Raw genomic sequence first — 15,273 nt, 5'->3', positions numbered from 1 at the left:
AGCCGGCTTGCCGGCGATGGCGTCCGGCCAGGCAACCACGCTGCCTGGGCCGGCCTCATCGCCGGCAAGGGGTCAAGTACCGATCTGCTACTTGAACTTGGGCCCCGAGCGGGTATTGAGCCCCTTGGCCATGCGGTCATACAGCACCACATTCACCGTCGCGGCCAGGTTCATGCAGCCCTGGGTCGGGATGTAGATGGTCTCTTCGCACCAGCCCCGCACCTCTTCGCTCAGCGAGCCATCCTCTGGCCCGAAGATATAGATCGCCCGGTCCGGGTGGGTGTATTCCGGCAGCGGCCGTGCGCCGTCCACCAGCTCTACCGCCACCGGCGTGCAACCCAGCGGGATGATGCGCTGCAAATCGTCGATGCCGATCAGCGGGATGTCGTAGTGCACGCGCTTGGTGTCGGTGACGAAGTCACGGGCACGCTCGTAGCGCTTGCCGGTGTAGAACACCGAATTGACCCCATAGCAGCCCGCCGCCCGCATCACCGAGCCTACGTTCTCGGCAGATTTGGGGTTGAACAGGCCGATGCAGCTGTACCGTTTGTTCGCCACGAGTCGGGGCCCTTCGCAAAAAAGAGCGCGATTATACGGGCTTGCCGACCCCGGGGGCGACCGTCAGTCCTTCTTCAGCAGCGCGCCCAGCCCGGCGAACGGATTGTGGGTGGCGATGTTGGTCTTGGGCGTGCTCAGCGAGCCTTCGCCGAAGTATTGCTGGTCGGTGTAGCGCGAGTGTTCGTTGTCGTGGCAGTACAGGCACAGCAGCTCCCAGTTGGAGCCGTCCTGGGGGTTGTTGTCGTGGTTGTGGTCACGGTGGTGCACGGTCAGCTCCGACAGGCGCTTGCCGGAGAACTCGCGGGCGCAGCGGCCGCACACGTGGGGGTACATTTTCAGCGCCTTGTCGCGGTAGCCCATTTCCTTGTCGCGCTTGGCGTCGGCGAGGATGCGGTCGAGGCGGGCGGTGGCGGCGGAGGGGGAGCTCATGGTGTTACCTTTTTGATTATCAGGCTTGAATGACGGTTATGCCCTTGAGTCTAGCGCGCCAGTGGCGTGGACGGACAGGCGAAAACGCTGGAGTCGGCATAGCCTGTAACCAGGTTCCCGACAGGAGGCTGCCGATGTTGCCTGCAATCCTCGCTGCGCTGTTGCTGGCGGCTGCGCCCATGGCCCAGGCCGCTGGCCAGCAGGCCCGGCCGCTCACCCCCGCGCCCGGCGCCCCGGGTACGCCGACGCCCACGCCTTACCCGCAGATCACCCCCAGTACGCCGCCCAAGGCTGGCGCCGGCCAGCCAGGGGCGCCGCTGTTGCCACCGATGCCCGTGCCCGGGCCGCCGAAGGATCAGCCATTGCCGGGGTTGCAGCAGGAGCCGCGCGAGCCTCCATCACAGGATGAATGATGTCCTCTGTGGGAGCGGCCTTGTGTCGCGATGGGCTGCGCAGCAGCCCCAGATGATTGAGTCCTGTAACACTGCAGGGGCTGCTGCGCAGCCCATCGCGACACAAGGCCGCTCCCACAGGGATCACGTTACCGTCAGGCCCTAGGCCAGGCGCTGGCCGTCCTGCATGCGCAAACGCTTCGACAGCGTCACCGCCAGCGCGCGGATGATCCGCGCGGCGATGCGCGGTGCTTCGTTGAGCATCTTGTCCAGCGAGTCCTTGCCCAAGGTCAGCAACTGGCACTGGCTGGCCGCCACGCACGTAGCCGAGCGCCGCTCGCCGTCGAGCACGGCCATTTCACCGAAGGCCCGGCCGCTGCGCAGGGTGGCGACTTCGCCTTGCGCGCCATGGCCGTCGGTCTTGCGCACCGACACCACGCCGTGGTGCAGGATGCACATGAAGGTACCGGCATCGCCTTCGTTGAAGATGGTCTGGCCGTCGTCGATGGTGCTCAGGCTGAAATAGCCGGCGGCGGTGAGAAAGTCGCCGGGCTGGAGGGTGTCGAACAGGCCACAGTCCATGAGCATGTCGCGGATTTCGGCGTGCAGGTGCAGTTCTTCGGGCATGGGTTGTTCTTCTTCGAATGTCTGGAAAGCGCTGCGGGCCTCTGTAGGAGCGGGCTTGCCCGCGAATACGTCAGCAGGAGCAACCTGGTTGCCTGCTCTGTCGCATTCGCGGGCAAGCCCGCTCCCACTGGGACTGCGTCACCTCAGATCGGGTGACCGAACTCTATGACAACGAAAAACCCGTTTTACACAACGCCCAGCTCATTGAAGACGAACGCATACTCCAGCGCCACGTCGCGCAGCCCCTGGTAGCGCCCGCTCATGCCGCCGTGGCCGGCGCCCATCTCGGTCTTGAGCAGCAGCGGGTGGTTGTCGGTCTTCAGGGTGCGCAGGCGCGCCACCCACTTGGCCGCTTCCCAGTACTGCACGCGGCTGTCGTTGTAGCCGGCGATCACCAGCATGGCCGGGTAGGGCTGGGCCTTGACGTTTTCGTACGGGGCGTAGGCCTTGATTCGCGCGTACACCTCGGGCTCTTCGGGGTTGCCCCATTCGTCGTACTCGGTGACGGTCAGCGGCAGTTCGGGGTCGAGCATGGTGTTGAGCACATCGACGAACGGTACTTCGGCAATGGCGCAACGGAACAGTTCGGGGCGCAGGTTGAGTACCGCGCCCATCAGCAGGCCGCCGGCGCTGCCGCCGCTGATGGCCAGGTGTGCGCTGTCGGTGACGCCGCTTTCGATCAAATGCTCGGCGCAGGCGATGAAGTCATCGAAGCTGTTGTGCTTGTGCTCCTGCTTGCCGGCCCGGTACCAGGCTTCGCCCAGCTCGCCGCCGCCGCGCACATGGGCGATGGCAAAGGCCACGCCGCGCTCCAGCAGGCTCAGGCGGGCGTGGGAGAACCACGGGTCGAGGCTTTCGCCGTAGGCGCCGTAGCCGTACAGGTAGAGCGGTACGCGTTTGCCCAGGTCGCTACGGCGGCGCACCAGGCTGATCGGCACCCGGGTGCCGTCCTTGGCCTGTGCCCACAGGCGCTCGCTGACATAGTCATCGGCATCGAAGGCACCAAGCACCGGCGTTTGCTTGAGCACCAGCTGCGCGCCCGTGGCCAGTGCCAGCTGGCGCACCTGGGCCGGGCGGTTGAGCGCTTCGTAGCGCAGGCGGATACGCGTGCTGGCAAACTCCAGGCTGTCCTGCACGTACAGGCTGTAGGCGGCGTCGGGCAGCTCGACCCGATAGGGCGCCAGGCCCTCGGGGCGTACCTCGATGATCGGCAGGCCACCTTCGCGCAGGCTCAGGGTCAGTGCCGAGGCATTCAGGCTCAGGCCTTCGAGCATCACATCGTCGCGGTGCGCCACCAGCTCTTGCCAGTCGTCGCGGGCCGGTACCGCATCGGCGGGGGCGTGGTACAGGGCGAAGTTGATACCTTGCTGGTTGCTGCGGATGAACCAGCGCCACTGGCCGTCGAGCTGGCCGTGGTCGGGGAAGTACTCATGGCCTTCGACCCGTGGCGCCAGGCAGGTAAAGGCAGCCTGCGGGGTGGCGGCATCGAGCACCCAGGCTTCGCTGGTGGTCTTGCTGTTGAGCAGCAGCACCAGTTGGCGTTCGGAGCTTGCGCGGTAGCAGTGCAGGAAGAAGCGCCCGTCGGGCTCTTCGAACACGGTGTTGGCGCCGCTTTCGCCGAGGGTATGGCGGCGCAGGCGCCAGGGGCGATGAGTGTCGTCCAGCTCGGCGAAGAACAACGTCTGGTTGTCGTTGGCCCAGGTCATGCTGCCGTCACAGTCGTCGAAGGGCAGGGTGGTCAGGGCGCCGCTGGCCAAATCTTTTACGTACAGGGTGTAGACCTCGTCGCCGCTGGTGTCGAGGCTGTAGGCCAGCAGGCGGTGGTCGGGGCTTATGTTGAACGCGCCCAGCGACAGGAAGCCGCCGTTGGCCAGGGCGTTCGGGTCGAGCAGCAGCTCTTCGCGGCTTTGGTCGACGCTGTTGCTGTCGTCGGCCGGGCGCGGGCAGCGGTAGTGACGCGGGTATTCGTCGCCGGCGGTGGTGCGGGTGTAGTAGAGGTACGGGCCCCAGGGTGAGGGCAGTGACAGGTCGGTTTCGAGGATGCGGCCCTTGATCTCTTCGAACAACTGTTCGCGCAAGGGCGCCTGGTCGGCCAGGCAGGCTTGCTGGTATGCGTTTTCCTGTTCCAGGTAGGTCAGCACTTCGGGGGTGTCGCGTTGTTGCAGCCAGGCGTAGGGGTCGTTGCCGGAGGCCTGGTGGGCGAGGGGGGGCTTGATGGGCATTCGCTGTCTCATGATTGGGGTAGCCTGTGCCGGCCTCATCGCGGGCAAGCCCGCTCCTACAGGGGCTCAGTGCTATCGAGCCCTGTGCAATCCTGTGGGAGCGGGCTTGCCCGCGAATGGGGCCGGCGCGGTCCTGAACGGGTATAGGGGGCGCCTGCGCCAGTAAAAGTGTTTATCATAGGCACCTCTTTGCCTGGCTTGCACGAACACCATGACCGAACACGACTATCTGTTGGCCTGGGGCCTCTACGCCGTCGCCGCCCTGGGTTGCCTGCTGGTGGCCTTCAAGTTCACTGGCTGGATGTGGCGCTGGCTGCGCGAGCCGCTGCGGGTGATCGTCGCCGTGCTGCTGCTCAGCCCGACCATCGTCGACCCGGTCAAGGAAAGCTTCGCCCCGGCCATCGCCATCACCGCGCTGGATGTTGCTTTCAAGGTGGGCAACAACGCCTGGCGCGCTGCCTCCGACCTTGCCATGTACGGCATGTTCGCCTTCGCCCTGTACATCGTCTTCGTGCTGATTCGCTGGCCGCTGGAAAAACGCGCCCGCGAGCGTCGCATGCAACGTGAAGCCGCCGCCAAGCGCCAGGCCCAGGAAGACGACGAAGTGATGGTCGAAGCCCCGGTGGCCGCCGCGCGCCAGGACCGCTACCGTGAAGAGCCCGCTGCCGAGCCGGTACGCCGCAGCGGTCCCGGCCAGGGCCGGGTCGAACCCCGTCTGTAACCAGGAGCCGCAAACATGTGCGAACTGCTGGGCATGAGTGCCAACGTCCCCACCGACATCGTCTTCAGCTTCACCGGCTTGATGCAGCGTGGTGGCCGCACCGGTCCGCACCGCGACGGCTGGGGCATCGGTTTCTACGAAGGGCGCGGCCTGCGCCTGTTCCAGGACCCGGCCGCGAGCAGCGAGTCGGAGGTGGCCAACCTTGTGCAGCGCTACCCGATCAAGAGCGAAGTGGTCATCGGGCATATTCGCCAGGCCAACGTCGGCAAGGTTTGCCTGTCCAACACCCACCCGTTCGTGCGCGAGCTGTGGGGCCGTAACTGGTGCTTTGCGCACAACGGCCAGCTGGGCGAGTTCAGCGGCCTGCGTACCTTCTACCGGCCGATTGGCGACACCGACAGTGAAGCGGCGTTCTGCGACTTGCTCAACCGCATTCGTGAAGCCTTCCCCGAGCCTGTGGACGTGGAGCAGTTGCTGCCGGTACTGGTCGAGGCCTGCGCCGAGTATCGCGGCAAGGGCGTGTTCAACTGCCTGCTCAGCGACGGCGACTGGTTGTTCTGCTTCTGCTCGACCAAGCTGGTGCACATCACCCGCCGCGCGCCGTTCGGTGCGGCGAGGCTGAAGGATGTCGACCTGATCGTCGACTTTCACACGCAAACCACCCCCAATGATGTGGTCACGGTGATCGCCACCGAGGCCCTCACCGAGAACGAGACCTGGAACCGCTACGAGCCCGGCCAATGGGCGCTGTGGCGCCATGGCGAGTGCGTCGCCCACGGCGATAGCTAAGGACGCTGAATGTTCAGAAGTTACCTGCGGTTGCTGTTGTTCACCTTCGGCCTGTTGGCCGGTATTCAGGTGCCCGGGCTGGTCAATGACTACAGCCAGCGGGTCGAGGCGCATTTGCTCGAATCGCGCCAGGCGCTCGATGGCTTCAAGCAGACCGCCCAGCGCTTCTTCAACGGCGACCTGCAGGCGCTGGTGCGGCATTACCGCAGCAGCGACGACCCGGTGTTCAACAGTGATGCCAACAGCATCGACAGCCTGCTGATCCGCAACCAGTTGCTGGAGCACGAGTGGCAGGCGCTGCAGGGCTCGTGGGTTAGCCGCACCTGGCATGTGCTGGTGCAGCCGGAGCCGGCGCTGCGCGAGGAGACGCTCAAGGGCTACAGCTACCAGGTGCTGCTGGTGCCTGAGGCGATTGGTTGGGGCGTGGGTGCGGGCTTTGTGTTGGCGTTCGTGGTCGAAAGCCTGTTGCTGGTGATTGGCTGGGTGGTGCTGGGTGGGCGGCGCAAGGCTGTCAAAGAGAGCTGGCGCTAAACCCATCACCTGGCATTTTTGTCAGTAGATCGGCAACGTTCGGGCTTCTAGGCTGGTAGCTTGAACAGCTGCCAGGTACGAATGTGGTGGATACCTCTTCAAGCACTCGGAAAAAACCGCATGTTCGCTCGTACTCAGCCTACGGATATGCAGCAGTCATAAATGAGCCTGTATTACTAGGCTATACCGGGCAGCTTCGTGATCCGATTAGCGGGTGCTATCTGCTGGGTCTTGGCCATCGAGCATATAGCCCGATACTGATGCGGTTTCAAAGCCCTGATCAGTTAAGCCCCTTTGATGCCGGGGGGATCAATTGTTACGTCTACTGCCTTGGCGATCCGCTTAATCACGTCGATCCCAGCGGGCGTTTTGGAAGGCGGGTGCAGGTACCCTACCGGCCCCTACCAATGCCAAGACAGCAAATGAGTCGCGAGGTTCATGGGCCCGATCCGTTGCCGTCTATTCAGCGGGTCCCTAATGAGCAAGTGAGAACTTATATAGCCGAAAGCTCAGCATCCATGCGCCGGGGGCTATTCATGGATGCGACTGAAAATGCGTTGGCATCTATAAGGCCTGAGGGAGATGCCAGTTCTCCAGTAGGCTTGCTAACAGCGGATGCACGCTTTCTTGAGGATACTGTCCATAGCTACAGCCGGAAAATAGCCAGTGATGAACAGCTCGGCAGAGCACCGGACATAGCTGCTGTTAATTCTAGGCGGCGTGGAATCACGTTGTTCCAAGAAATCGCAAGTGGGCGACGGGACTATTTAATGCAGGGGGGAAGGCAGCATCCAGGTGACCCGATGTATGGCCAGATCGAGCGTAGCGTGTCATTCATTCGCGAGTGAGGCGACCTTCATGCGTTCGCCTCCCATGAATCAAGGAAACATACGCCTCGACCGCCACCCTTCCATGGGCTGAGCGTTCATTGACTTCACAACTACTTGGACAAATACCTCATCCCGTCCTCCAGCCCCTGCAAGGTCAGCGGGAACATCCGGTCCTCGATCAACTCGCGCACCAGGTGGGTGGAGGCGGTGTAGTCCCAGGTCTGCCTGGGGTACGGGTTGATCCAGATGATCTTTTTGAATTTCTCCATGAAGCGCTGCATCCACACATAACCCGCTTCTTCGTTCCAGTGCTCGACGCTGCCACCCGGCTGGGTGATCTCGTAGGGCGCCATGGCCGCGTCGCCGACGAACACCACCTTGTAGTCATCGCCGTACTTGTGCAGCAAGTCGAAGGTGGAGAAGCGCTCCGAAGTGCGGCGCAGGTTGTTTTTCCACACCGACTCGTAGATGAAATTGTGGAAGTAGTAGTACTCCAAATGCTTGAACTCGGTCTTGCAGGCCGAGAACAGCTCTTCGCACACCTTCACGTGGGCATCCATTGAACCGCCGATGTCGAACAGCAACAGCAGCTTCACCGTATTGCGCCGCTCGGGGCGCATCTGGATGTTCAGCAAGCCTGCGTCACGGGCGGTGTGGTCGATGGTGCCGTCGATGTCCAGCTCTTCGGCGGCGCCTTCGCGGGCGAACTTGCGCAGCCGGCGCAGGGCCAGCTTGATGTTGCGCGTGCCCAGTTCGACCTGGTCGTCGAGGTTCTTGTACTCGCGCTGGTCCCACACCTTGACCGCCTTGCCCTGGCGCTTGCCGGCCTCGCCCACGCGGATGCCCTCGGGGTTGAAACCGCCGGAGCCGAACGGGCTGGTGCCGCCGGTGCCGATCCACTTGTTGCCGCCGGCGTGGCGTTCCTTTTGCTCTTCGAGGCGCTTCTTGAACTCTTCGATGAGTTTGTCCAGGCCGCCCAGGGACTGGATCTGCGCGCGTTCTTCGTCGCTCAGCGAACGCTCGAACTCCTTGCGCAGCCATTCGTCGGGGATCAGCGCCTCGATATGCCGGTCGAGGTTCTCAAGGCCCTTGAAGTAGGCGGCAAAGGCCCGGTCGAACTTGTCGAAGTGGCGTTCGTCCTTCACCAGGATGGCCCGGGCGAGGTAGTAGAACTCGTCCATGTCGGCAAACACCACGCGCTTTTGCAGGGCGTGGTGCAGGTCGAGCAGCTCGCGTACCGATACTGGCACCTTGGCTGCGCGCATTTCATTGAACAGGTTGAGCAGCATGGCCCGGCTCCTGTTAGCGGTTGCCGCGCCGGCTCATGAAGGCCAGGCGCTCGAGCAACTGCACGTCCTGTTCGTTCTTCACCAGGGCGCCGGCCAGTGGCGGGATGGCCTTGGTCGGGTCGCGTTCGCGCAGCACCGCCTCGCCGATGTTGTCGGCCATCAGCAGTTTCAGCCAGTCCACCAGCTCGGAGGTGGAGGGCTTTTTCTTCAGGCCCGGCACCTTGCGCACGTCAAAGAACACGTCCAGCGCCTCGCTGACCAGCGACTGGCTGATGTTGGGGTAATGCACATCGACGATCTGCTGCAGGGTGTTGCGGTCGGGGAAGGCGATGTAGTGGAAGAAGCAGCGGCGCAGGAAGGCGTCGGGCAGCTCCTTTTCGTTGTTGGAGGTGATGATGATGATTGGGCGCTGCCTGGCCTTGATGGTCTCGTCGATTTCGTAAACGTAGAACTCCATCTTGTCGAGTTCCTGCAACAGGTCGTTGGGGAACTCGATGTCGGCCTTGTCGATTTCATCGATCAGCAGGATCACCCGCTCATCGGCCTCGAAGGCCTCCCACAGCTTGCCCTTCTTCAGGTAGTTGCGTACGTCATGGACCTTGTCCACGCCCAGCTGCGAGTCGCGCAGGCGGCTGACCGCGTCGTACTCGTAAAGGCCCTGGTGGGCCTTGGTGGTGGACTTGATGTGCCAGGTGATCAGGCGTGCGCCGAAGGAAGCCGCCAGCTGTTCGGCGAGCATGGTCTTGCCGGTGCCCGGCTCGCCCTTGACCAGCAGCGGGCGTTCCAGGGTGATGGCCGCGTTCACCGCCAGTTTCAGGTCGTCTGTGGCGACGTAGTCGCGGGTGCCTTCGAACTTCATGAAGCGATCCTCCGGGAGGGCCCTATCGCCGGCAAGCCGGCTCCTATAGGAGCGTGCAACCCCTGTTAGGAGCTGGCTTGCCGGCGATAGGGCCATAGCTGTTCACTGATTTGCCAGCGACTATAACCCCAGCTCTCGCGCCCTGAAAACGCAGACTGGGTATTCAGTCCCTGAATGGTCCGTCACTTGCGCCTCAGTCGGATTGCGGTGGTGGCTGCTCGTAGCGTGCATTGAACGCCTGAATGAACCCGTTGCGCAGGATCTGCAGGAACGCCTCGAAGGCGCTGATATCTTGCTGGTGCACACTGCCGCTGAGCTCCACACGGGTAGCGAACTGGTTCTTGCGCTGGTTCTTCAGCACGGTTTCGCTGGCCCCTACCAGCGCCTCCCACACCGAGCGCAGGATGCCCTTGTTGCGGTTCTCCACGTCCTGCTGCCAGTTGAACACGTCGACATCCCGCAGCAGCGGCTTGATATAGCCGTTCAGCCGGCCGTTCACGGCATCGGCCTCGATCACCACGTCACCATGCCCGGCATTGAAGTCGAACTTGCCGTAGGCGCTGGCAAAATCGTTGAGCCGGCGCAGCTCGATGCCGGTGGCGCGCAGGCGGAACTGGAAATCGTCGAAGTCGCTGAACGGGTCAAAGGTGGCGCTGCTCTCGACCCGGGCATCGCCCAGCAGCACGGCGGTGGCGTCGAAACTGGCGTCGCGCCGGCCCTTCGGGTCGCGCACATTGGTCAGGTTGCGGATGCTGGCGTCCAGCTGGGTGGCCTTGAGATTGACCGGCGGTTGCGAGGTGAAGTTGCGAAAGGACAGGGTGCCTTGCTCGATGCGCACTTCATCAAGGGTGATGGGTACCAGCTTTTCCAGTTGCTGGCGCCAGTCGGTACCCTGGCCGGTCTGGGAGTCCTGCTGGTTACCGCCGTCGACGAAGTTGAGCTGTGGCTGCGCGAAGGTGACCTTGGCCACCACCGCATGGTCGTACCACAGCGAATGCCAGCTCACCGACAGGTCGATCAGCGGCGCGTCCAGCAGCGGCACCGGCACCTTGCCGGTCACCTTGACGATTTTCAGACCGTTGATCTTGTAGGCCCCGCGCCACCAGGCCAGGTCCACGTCGGCCACCTGGCCGCGGTAGTCGCCCATGCTGGCGAGCTTGTCGTTCAGGTAGTCGCGTACCAGGTACGGCAGTGCAAGGTGCAACGCCACCAGCAGCACCAGCAGGCTGCCCAGGGTGATCAGCGGCCAGCGGTAGCGGGCTTTCATCGGTGGTTTCTCCGCGCGGGGTGAGCGGTTGACCGCAGGCGAACGCGGCGAGTTCGAACGGGCTTTACGCACCTGTGCCGCAGGCTTAACCTTTCGTATTCAATTGCATCTCTCGACCCCCCAAGGACCCTGCCATGAGCCGTATCTACGCAGACAACGCCCACTCCATCGGCAACACACCGCTGGTACAGATCAACCGCATCGCCCCGCGCGGGGTGACCATCCTGGCCAAGATCGAAGGGCGCAACCCGGGCTACTCGGTCAAATGCCGGATCGGCGCGAACATGGTCTGGGACGCCGAAAGCAGCGGCAAGCTCAAGCCGGGCATGACCATCGTCGAGCCCACCTCGGGCAACACCGGCATTGGCCTGGCCTTTGTTGCCGCCGCCCGTGGCTACAAGCTGATGTTGACCATGCCGGCTTCGATGAGCCTGGAGCGGCGCAAGGTGCTCAAGGCCCTGGGCGCCGAGCTGGTGCTGACCGAGCCTGCCAAGGGCATGAAGGGCGCCATCGAGAAGGCCAATGAGATCGTCGCCTCGGACCCTGCCCAGTACTTCCTGCCGGGCCAGTTCGAAAACCCGGCCAACCCGGCCATTCACGAAAAGACCACCGGCCCGGAAATCTGGAATGACACCGACGGTGCGGTGGACGTGCTGGTGGCCGGCGTGGGCACCGGCGGCACCATTACCGGCGTGTCGCGCTACATCAAGCACACCCAGGGCAAGTCGATCCTGTCGGTGGCGGTGGAGCCGGCAAGCTCGCCGCTGATCAGCCAGACCCTGGCCGGTCAAGAGCTCACGCCCAGCCCGCACAAGATCCAGGGCCTCGCCCCAGGGTTCGTGCCGAAAAACCTCGACCTGTCGATCGTCGACAAGGCCGAGACGGTGACCGATGAAGAAGCCAAGGCCATGGCCATCCGCCTGATGCAGGAGGAGGGGATTCTGTGTGGTATTTCCTGCGGCGCGGCCATGGCGGTGGCGGTGCGCCTGGCCGAGAAGCCGGAGATGCAGGGCAAGACCATCGTGGTGATCTTGCCGGACTCCGGCGAGCGTTACCTGTCGAGCATGCTGTTCAGCGACCTGTTCAGCGAACAGGAAACCCAGCAGTAACCCTGTAGGGGCCGGCTTGCCGGCGATCACCGGCGCAGCCGGTGCCATCCACGGTCATTTATTGCCTGTGCTGGCCTCATCGCCGGCACGCCGGCTCCTACAGAGGGCAGCGCACCGCTGATCCGGCGCAATATCCCTTCCTGCCGTTTATTGCACAATCTGTGACTAAAGCCTTGCGCCCCCGGTGGTTTGTCCCGGGGGCGGATGGGTTTATCATGTCCGGCTATCCGGGGATGGCCTGATTTCCCCTCCAAGGAGTGTTGCATGACCTTTTCCTTCGTCGCCAAGGCCGGTGTGCTGCTGGTGTTCATCGCCAGCGTGCTGTTCGTGCACCTGCGCGGCAAGGCGCGCCTGCCGGTGCTGCGCCAGTTCGTCAACCATTCGGCGCTGTTTGCCCCGTACAACGCGCTGATGTACCTGTTCTCGGGCGTGCCGTCCAAGCCCTACCTCGACCGCCAGCGCTTCCCCGAGCTGGACGTGCTCAAGGATAACTGGCAAACCATCCGCGAGGAGGCCATGCGGCTGTTCGACGAGGGTTACATTCGCGCCGCCGAAAAAGACAACGACGCAGGCTTCGGCTCGTTCTTCAAGAAGGGCTGGAAGCGCTTCTACCTGAAGTGGTACGACAAACCGTTGCCCTCAGCCGAGGCGCTGTGCCCCAAGACCGTCGAGCTGGTCAGCAGCATCCCCAACGTCAAGGGCGCGATGTTCGCCCTGCTGCCCGGCGGCAGCCACCTGAACCCGCACCGCGACCCGTTCGCCGGCTCGTTGCGCTACCACCTGGGCCTGACCACGCCGAACTCCGATGCCTGCCGCATCTACGTCGACGGCCAGCCCTACGCCTGGCGCGACGGTGAGGACGTGATGTTCGACGAAACTTATGTGCACTGGGTGAAGAACGAGACCGACGTTACCCGGGTGATCCTGTTCTGTGACGTCGAGCGCCCGCTCAACAGCCCGCTGATGACCCGCATCAACCGTAAGGTCAGTGCCTTCCTCGGCCGCGCCACCGCGCCGCAGAACACCGACGACGAGCGTGTGGGCGGGATCAACCAGGCCTATGCCTGGAGCAAGCGCTTCAGCAATGTCATCAGTGCGCGGGTCAAGACCTTCAAGCGCGCCAACCCCAAGGCCTACCGCGTGCTGCGGCCGGTGCTGGCGGTAGTGGTGGCTTACCTGTTGTACCGTTGGTTGTTCTGATCGGGTTTTAGCCTGTCCCGGCCTCATCGCCGGCAAGCCGGCTCCTACAGGGGGAGTGCATGACCTGTAGGAGCCGGCGATGAGGCCCTGACAGGCTATTGCCGGATCCTGGATTCGCCGTTATATTCCGAAACATTCCACTTCCCCTGAAGACCCACCCCATGCCAGCCACCCCAACCACCACCGTTTTTGCCCACGCGCCAGTCGCGGGCATGGTCGTGCGCGGCAGCCAGCAGCCGGTCTTCATCAGTCACTACCCACCACCTGTCAGTGGCGTCGTAGGCGGCGTAGCTCCGCCTCCTTGCGTGGTCGTGCTGGGCTGAGCCCATTCGCCCCCGCAACCTACTGAACACGGTCGGCTATCCCCTTGCTACGCGATAGTTCCGCCCGTACGGCTTTCCTTGCCCATACAGGTGGCAATACATGTCTGTCTTCAACAAAGCATCCGTGGCCTCGGCGGCCACCACCAGCCTGTTCGTCCTGCTGTGGAGCAGCGGCGCAATCGTTTCCAAGCTCGGCCTGGCCCAGGCCAGCCCGTTCGCCTTCCTGCTGCTGCGCTCGGCGCTGGCGCTCATCGGCCTGTTGCTGATCGGCCCGTTGCTGGGGCTGCGCTGGTCGCGCAGCCGTGGCGCCATTCTGCGGGCCCTGGGCACCGGCTGCGTGCTGCTGGGTGCCTACCAGATCTTCTACCTGCTGGCGCTCAACACCCATGTCACGCCGGGCGTGATGGCCACGGTGATGGGCGTGCAACCGATCCTCACCGTGGTGCTGATGGAGCGCCAGCGCTCGTGGAGCCGGTTGTTCGGCCTGGCGCTGGGGCTCGGCGGGCTGGTGATGGTGGTGTACCAGGGCATCAACCTGGGCGGCGTGTCGCTGGCCGGGATGCTGTTCGCCCTGCTGGCGCTGGCCAGCATGACTGCCGGTTCCATCCTGCAAAAGCGCATTACCGACAACCCCATGGGCACCTTGCCGCTGCAGTACCTGGCCGGCTTTGCCATGTGCGCAGTGTTTGCCCCGCTGCAACCGTTGCAGGTGCAGTGGAGTGCCAGCTTCGTCGGCGCGCTGCTGTGGATGGGGCTGGTGGTGTCGTTGCTGGCGACCTTGCTGCTTTACCGGCTGATTGCCCGGGGCAACCTGGTCAATGTCACCAGCCTGTTCTACCTGGTGCCGGCGGTGACCGCGGTGATGGACTTCATCATCTTCGGTAACCGCCTGGCGCCGCTGAGCCTGCTGGGGATGGGGTTGATCGTGGTGGGGTTGTTGTTTGTGTTCCGTAAGCCGACATTGAAGCCTGCCCAGGCCTGAAGGGCCTCTGTAGGAGCGGCCTTGTGTCGCGAAAGGGCCGCATGGCGGCCCCAGCAATATCGGTTGAAACGCTGAAATCCTGGGGCCGCTTTGCGGCCCTTTCGCGACACAAGGCCGCTCCTACACGACGGCGTGTCACTGCCTGGCGGGCTTGAGCACCAGCCACAACGCCACGCCAATCAGCACCCCGCCATACAGGTGCGCCATCGACAGCGGCTCGTCCAGCAGCCACGCCCCCCACAACACGCCGAACGCCGGGATCAGGAAGGTCACGGTGCTGGCCTTGACCGGGCCGATCTCGGCCAGCAGGCGGAAGTACAGGATGTAGGCAAAGGCCGTGCACAAAAGGCCCAGACCCAGCAGCGACAGCCACACCTGCCAGCCGCCCCAACTGGCCGGTGGTTGGGCCAGGGCGCTCCAGGCGAACAGCGGGGTCAGCAGCAAGGTTGCGCCGAGCATGCTGCCCAGTGCCGATAGGCGACTGTCCAGGCCGCTGACCCAGCGCCGGGCAAGAAAACCGGCAAAGCCGTAGCAGGTGGTCGCCGCCAGGCACGCCAGGGCGCCTTGCAGCAAGGCCCAGTCCAGCGCCACGGGGCCGGCACCGCTGAGAATGCCGACGCCGAACAGGCCGAGGAAGATGCCGCACAGCTTGGGCAGGGTCATGGCTTCGCGGAAGCACAAGGCGCCGATCAGCACGCCCATCAGCGGCGTGGTGGCGTTGAAGATTGCCGAGTAGCCGGCCGGCAGCACCTGGGCGGCCACCGAATAGAAGGTCGCGGGTATGCCTGAGTTGATCATGCCCAGTACCAGGCAGGCGCCGAGCTTGCCGTCAAAGTCCCAGCGTACCCGCGCGGCGGTGAGGATCGCCACCAGCCCCAGGCAGGCGATCGACACGCGCAAGAACGCCGTCGGTACGGTGCCCAGTTCCGGGGCGATGATGCGCATGAACAGAAAACTCGCCCCCCAGACAGCGGCAAGGGTTATCAGGCGGGCAAGGGCGATGGGGCTCACGGTGGTCTCCGGCGGTGGGGCAGGGCGCGAGTGTACGCGAGGGGGTGGGGGGATTCTTGTGCTTTCTTGCGGTGTATCACCGTGCGGGCCCTATCGCCGGCAAGCCGGCTCCTACAGGGCGAACTAAGCTCTCC

At 63.9% G+C, this 15,273-nt stretch carries 17 protein-coding genes; 8 read left to right on the top strand and 9 right to left on the bottom strand.

Going from position 1 to position 15,273, the window contains the following annotated elements; all coding sequences use genetic code 11:
• Positions 1-87: 87 nt before the first annotated feature.
• Together KSS94_RS20125 and KSS94_RS20120 are read right to left on the bottom strand one after the other, a co-directional pair.
• Complete coding sequence (locus KSS94_RS20125) at positions 88-558, bottom strand: RNA methyltransferase (protein ID WP_167059483.1); 471 nt, start codon at positions 556-558, stop codon at positions 88-90.
• A 63-nt stretch (positions 559-621) separates the two neighbouring features.
• On the bottom strand, positions 622-987 hold the full coding sequence (locus tag KSS94_RS20120; RefSeq protein ID WP_217839824.1) for a YajD family HNH nuclease: 366 nt from the start codon (positions 985-987) through the stop codon (positions 622-624).
• 134 nt (positions 988-1,121) lie between these two features.
• On the opposite strand from KSS94_RS20120, the gene KSS94_RS20115 reads away from it, so the two are divergent.
• Entirely contained in the window at positions 1,122-1,400 is a 279-nt protein-coding gene (locus tag KSS94_RS20115; RefSeq protein WP_217839823.1) for a hypothetical protein, read from the top strand.
• A 141-nt stretch (positions 1,401-1,541) separates the two neighbouring features.
• Here KSS94_RS20115 and KSS94_RS20110 read toward each other — a convergent pair whose 3' ends face one another.
• Positions 1,542-2,006 carry a cyclic nucleotide-binding domain-containing protein gene (locus KSS94_RS20110; RefSeq protein WP_217839822.1) on the bottom strand — a complete coding sequence of 155 codons (465 nt, stop codon included), beginning with the start codon at positions 2,004-2,006 and terminating at the stop codon, positions 1,542-1,544.
• A gap of 185 nt (positions 2,007-2,191) precedes the next feature.
• The gene (locus KSS94_RS20105) at positions 2,192-4,228 is read right to left on the bottom strand and encodes a S9 family peptidase (protein WP_217839821.1); all 2,037 of its coding nucleotides are present in this window, start codon (positions 4,226-4,228) and stop codon (positions 2,192-2,194) included.
• A 211-nt stretch (positions 4,229-4,439) separates the two neighbouring features.
• Here KSS94_RS20105 and KSS94_RS20100 point away from each other — a divergent pair, with 211 nt between their 5' ends.
• The 4 genes from KSS94_RS20100 to KSS94_RS27645 all read left to right on the top strand — a co-directional run bounded on the left by KSS94_RS20100 (position 4,440) and on the right by KSS94_RS27645 (position 7,117).
• The gene (locus KSS94_RS20100) at positions 4,440-4,949 is read left to right on the top strand and encodes an MFS transporter (RefSeq protein ID WP_217839820.1); all 510 of its coding nucleotides are present in this window, start codon (positions 4,440-4,442) and stop codon (positions 4,947-4,949) included.
• Positions 4,950-4,964: 15 nt separating this feature from the next.
• On the top strand, positions 4,965-5,738 hold the full coding sequence (locus KSS94_RS20095) for a class II glutamine amidotransferase (protein WP_217839819.1): 774 nt from the start codon (positions 4,965-4,967) through the stop codon (positions 5,736-5,738).
• Between the two features lie 9 nt (positions 5,739-5,747).
• On the top strand, positions 5,748-6,269 hold the full coding sequence (locus KSS94_RS20090; protein WP_217839818.1) for a DUF2937 family protein: 522 nt from the start codon (positions 5,748-5,750) through the stop codon (positions 6,267-6,269).
• Between the two features lie 83 nt (positions 6,270-6,352).
• Complete coding sequence (locus tag KSS94_RS27645) at positions 6,353-7,117, top strand: RHS repeat-associated core domain-containing protein (RefSeq protein ID WP_437179979.1); 765 nt, start codon at positions 6,353-6,355, stop codon at positions 7,115-7,117.
• 92 nt (positions 7,118-7,209) lie between these two features.
• On the opposite strand, the gene KSS94_RS20080 is transcribed toward KSS94_RS27645, so the two are convergent.
• The 3 genes from KSS94_RS20080 to KSS94_RS20070 form a co-directional block, all read right to left on the bottom strand.
• On the bottom strand, positions 7,210-8,388 hold the full coding sequence (locus KSS94_RS20080) for a vWA domain-containing protein (RefSeq protein WP_217839817.1): 1,179 nt from the start codon (positions 8,386-8,388) through the stop codon (positions 7,210-7,212).
• Between the two features lie 13 nt (positions 8,389-8,401).
• Positions 8,402-9,247: an AAA family ATPase gene (locus KSS94_RS20075; RefSeq protein ID WP_217839816.1), complete on the bottom strand. Its 846-nt coding sequence runs from the start codon at positions 9,245-9,247 to the stop codon at positions 8,402-8,404.
• A 193-nt stretch (positions 9,248-9,440) separates the two neighbouring features.
• The gene (locus KSS94_RS20070; protein WP_217839815.1) at positions 9,441-10,514 is read right to left on the bottom strand and encodes a DUF748 domain-containing protein; all 1,074 of its coding nucleotides are present in this window, start codon (positions 10,512-10,514) and stop codon (positions 9,441-9,443) included.
• A gap of 134 nt (positions 10,515-10,648) precedes the next feature.
• Here KSS94_RS20070 and cysK point away from each other — a divergent pair, with 134 nt between their 5' ends.
• Entirely contained in the window at positions 10,649-11,623 is a 975-nt protein-coding gene (gene cysK, locus KSS94_RS20065; RefSeq protein WP_217839814.1) for a cysteine synthase A, read from the top strand.
• A gap of 264 nt (positions 11,624-11,887) precedes the next feature.
• The gene (locus KSS94_RS20060; protein ID WP_217839813.1) at positions 11,888-12,823 is read left to right on the top strand and encodes an aspartyl/asparaginyl beta-hydroxylase domain-containing protein; all 936 of its coding nucleotides are present in this window, start codon (positions 11,888-11,890) and stop codon (positions 12,821-12,823) included.
• A 95-nt stretch (positions 12,824-12,918) separates the two neighbouring features.
• On the opposite strand, the gene KSS94_RS20055 is transcribed toward KSS94_RS20060, so the two are convergent.
• A complete protein-coding gene (locus KSS94_RS20055) occupies positions 12,919-13,077 on the bottom strand; it encodes a hypothetical protein (RefSeq protein WP_217839812.1) in 159 nt (52 codons plus the stop codon).
• A 169-nt stretch (positions 13,078-13,246) separates the two neighbouring features.
• Between KSS94_RS20055 and KSS94_RS20050 the strand changes: the two genes are divergently transcribed.
• Entirely contained in the window at positions 13,247-14,128 is an 882-nt protein-coding gene (locus KSS94_RS20050) for a DMT family transporter (protein WP_217839811.1), read from the top strand.
• A gap of 135 nt (positions 14,129-14,263) precedes the next feature.
• On the opposite strand, the gene KSS94_RS20045 is transcribed toward KSS94_RS20050, so the two are convergent.
• The gene (locus KSS94_RS20045) at positions 14,264-15,139 is read right to left on the bottom strand and encodes a DMT family transporter (RefSeq protein WP_217839810.1); all 876 of its coding nucleotides are present in this window, start codon (positions 15,137-15,139) and stop codon (positions 14,264-14,266) included.
• Positions 15,140-15,273 lie beyond the last annotated feature (134 nt).

Origin of the sequence: Pseudomonas fakonensis (assembly GCF_019139895.1) — a bacterium.
GTDB classification, from domain to species: Bacteria; Pseudomonadota; Gammaproteobacteria; order Pseudomonadales; family Pseudomonadaceae; genus Aquipseudomonas; species Aquipseudomonas fakonensis.
Note: the sequence above shows the minus strand (reverse complement) of the source record. Positions and strands in the feature narration are given on the sequence as shown.

Excerpts from the sequence above, each read along its gene's own strand:
- KSS94_RS20120 (WP_217839824.1), bottom strand. The coding sequence starts at position 987 with ATGAGCTCCCCCTCCGCCGCCACCGCCCGCCTCGACCGCATCCTCGCC.
- KSS94_RS20115 (WP_217839823.1), top strand. The coding sequence starts at position 1,122 with ATGTTGCCTGCAATCCTCGCTGCGCTGTTGCTGGCGGCTGCGCCCATG.
- KSS94_RS20110 (WP_217839822.1), bottom strand. The coding sequence starts at position 2,006 with ATGCCCGAAGAACTGCACCTGCACGCCGAAATCCGCGACATGCTCATG.
- KSS94_RS20105 (WP_217839821.1), bottom strand. The coding sequence starts at position 4,228 with ATGCCCATCAAGCCCCCCCTCGCCCACCAGGCCTCCGGCAACGACCCC.
- KSS94_RS20100 (WP_217839820.1), top strand. The coding sequence starts at position 4,440 with ATGACCGAACACGACTATCTGTTGGCCTGGGGCCTCTACGCCGTCGCC.
- KSS94_RS20095 (WP_217839819.1), top strand. The coding sequence starts at position 4,965 with ATGTGCGAACTGCTGGGCATGAGTGCCAACGTCCCCACCGACATCGTC.
- KSS94_RS20090 (WP_217839818.1), top strand. The coding sequence starts at position 5,748 with ATGTTCAGAAGTTACCTGCGGTTGCTGTTGTTCACCTTCGGCCTGTTG.
- KSS94_RS20080 (WP_217839817.1), bottom strand. The coding sequence starts at position 8,388 with ATGCTGCTCAACCTGTTCAATGAAATGCGCGCAGCCAAGGTGCCAGTA.
- KSS94_RS20075 (WP_217839816.1), bottom strand. The coding sequence starts at position 9,247 with ATGAAGTTCGAAGGCACCCGCGACTACGTCGCCACAGACGACCTGAAA.
- KSS94_RS20070 (WP_217839815.1), bottom strand. The coding sequence starts at position 10,514 with ATGAAAGCCCGCTACCGCTGGCCGCTGATCACCCTGGGCAGCCTGCTG.
- cysK (WP_217839814.1), top strand. The coding sequence starts at position 10,649 with ATGAGCCGTATCTACGCAGACAACGCCCACTCCATCGGCAACACACCG.
- KSS94_RS20060 (WP_217839813.1), top strand. The coding sequence starts at position 11,888 with ATGACCTTTTCCTTCGTCGCCAAGGCCGGTGTGCTGCTGGTGTTCATC.
- KSS94_RS20050 (WP_217839811.1), top strand. The coding sequence starts at position 13,247 with ATGTCTGTCTTCAACAAAGCATCCGTGGCCTCGGCGGCCACCACCAGC.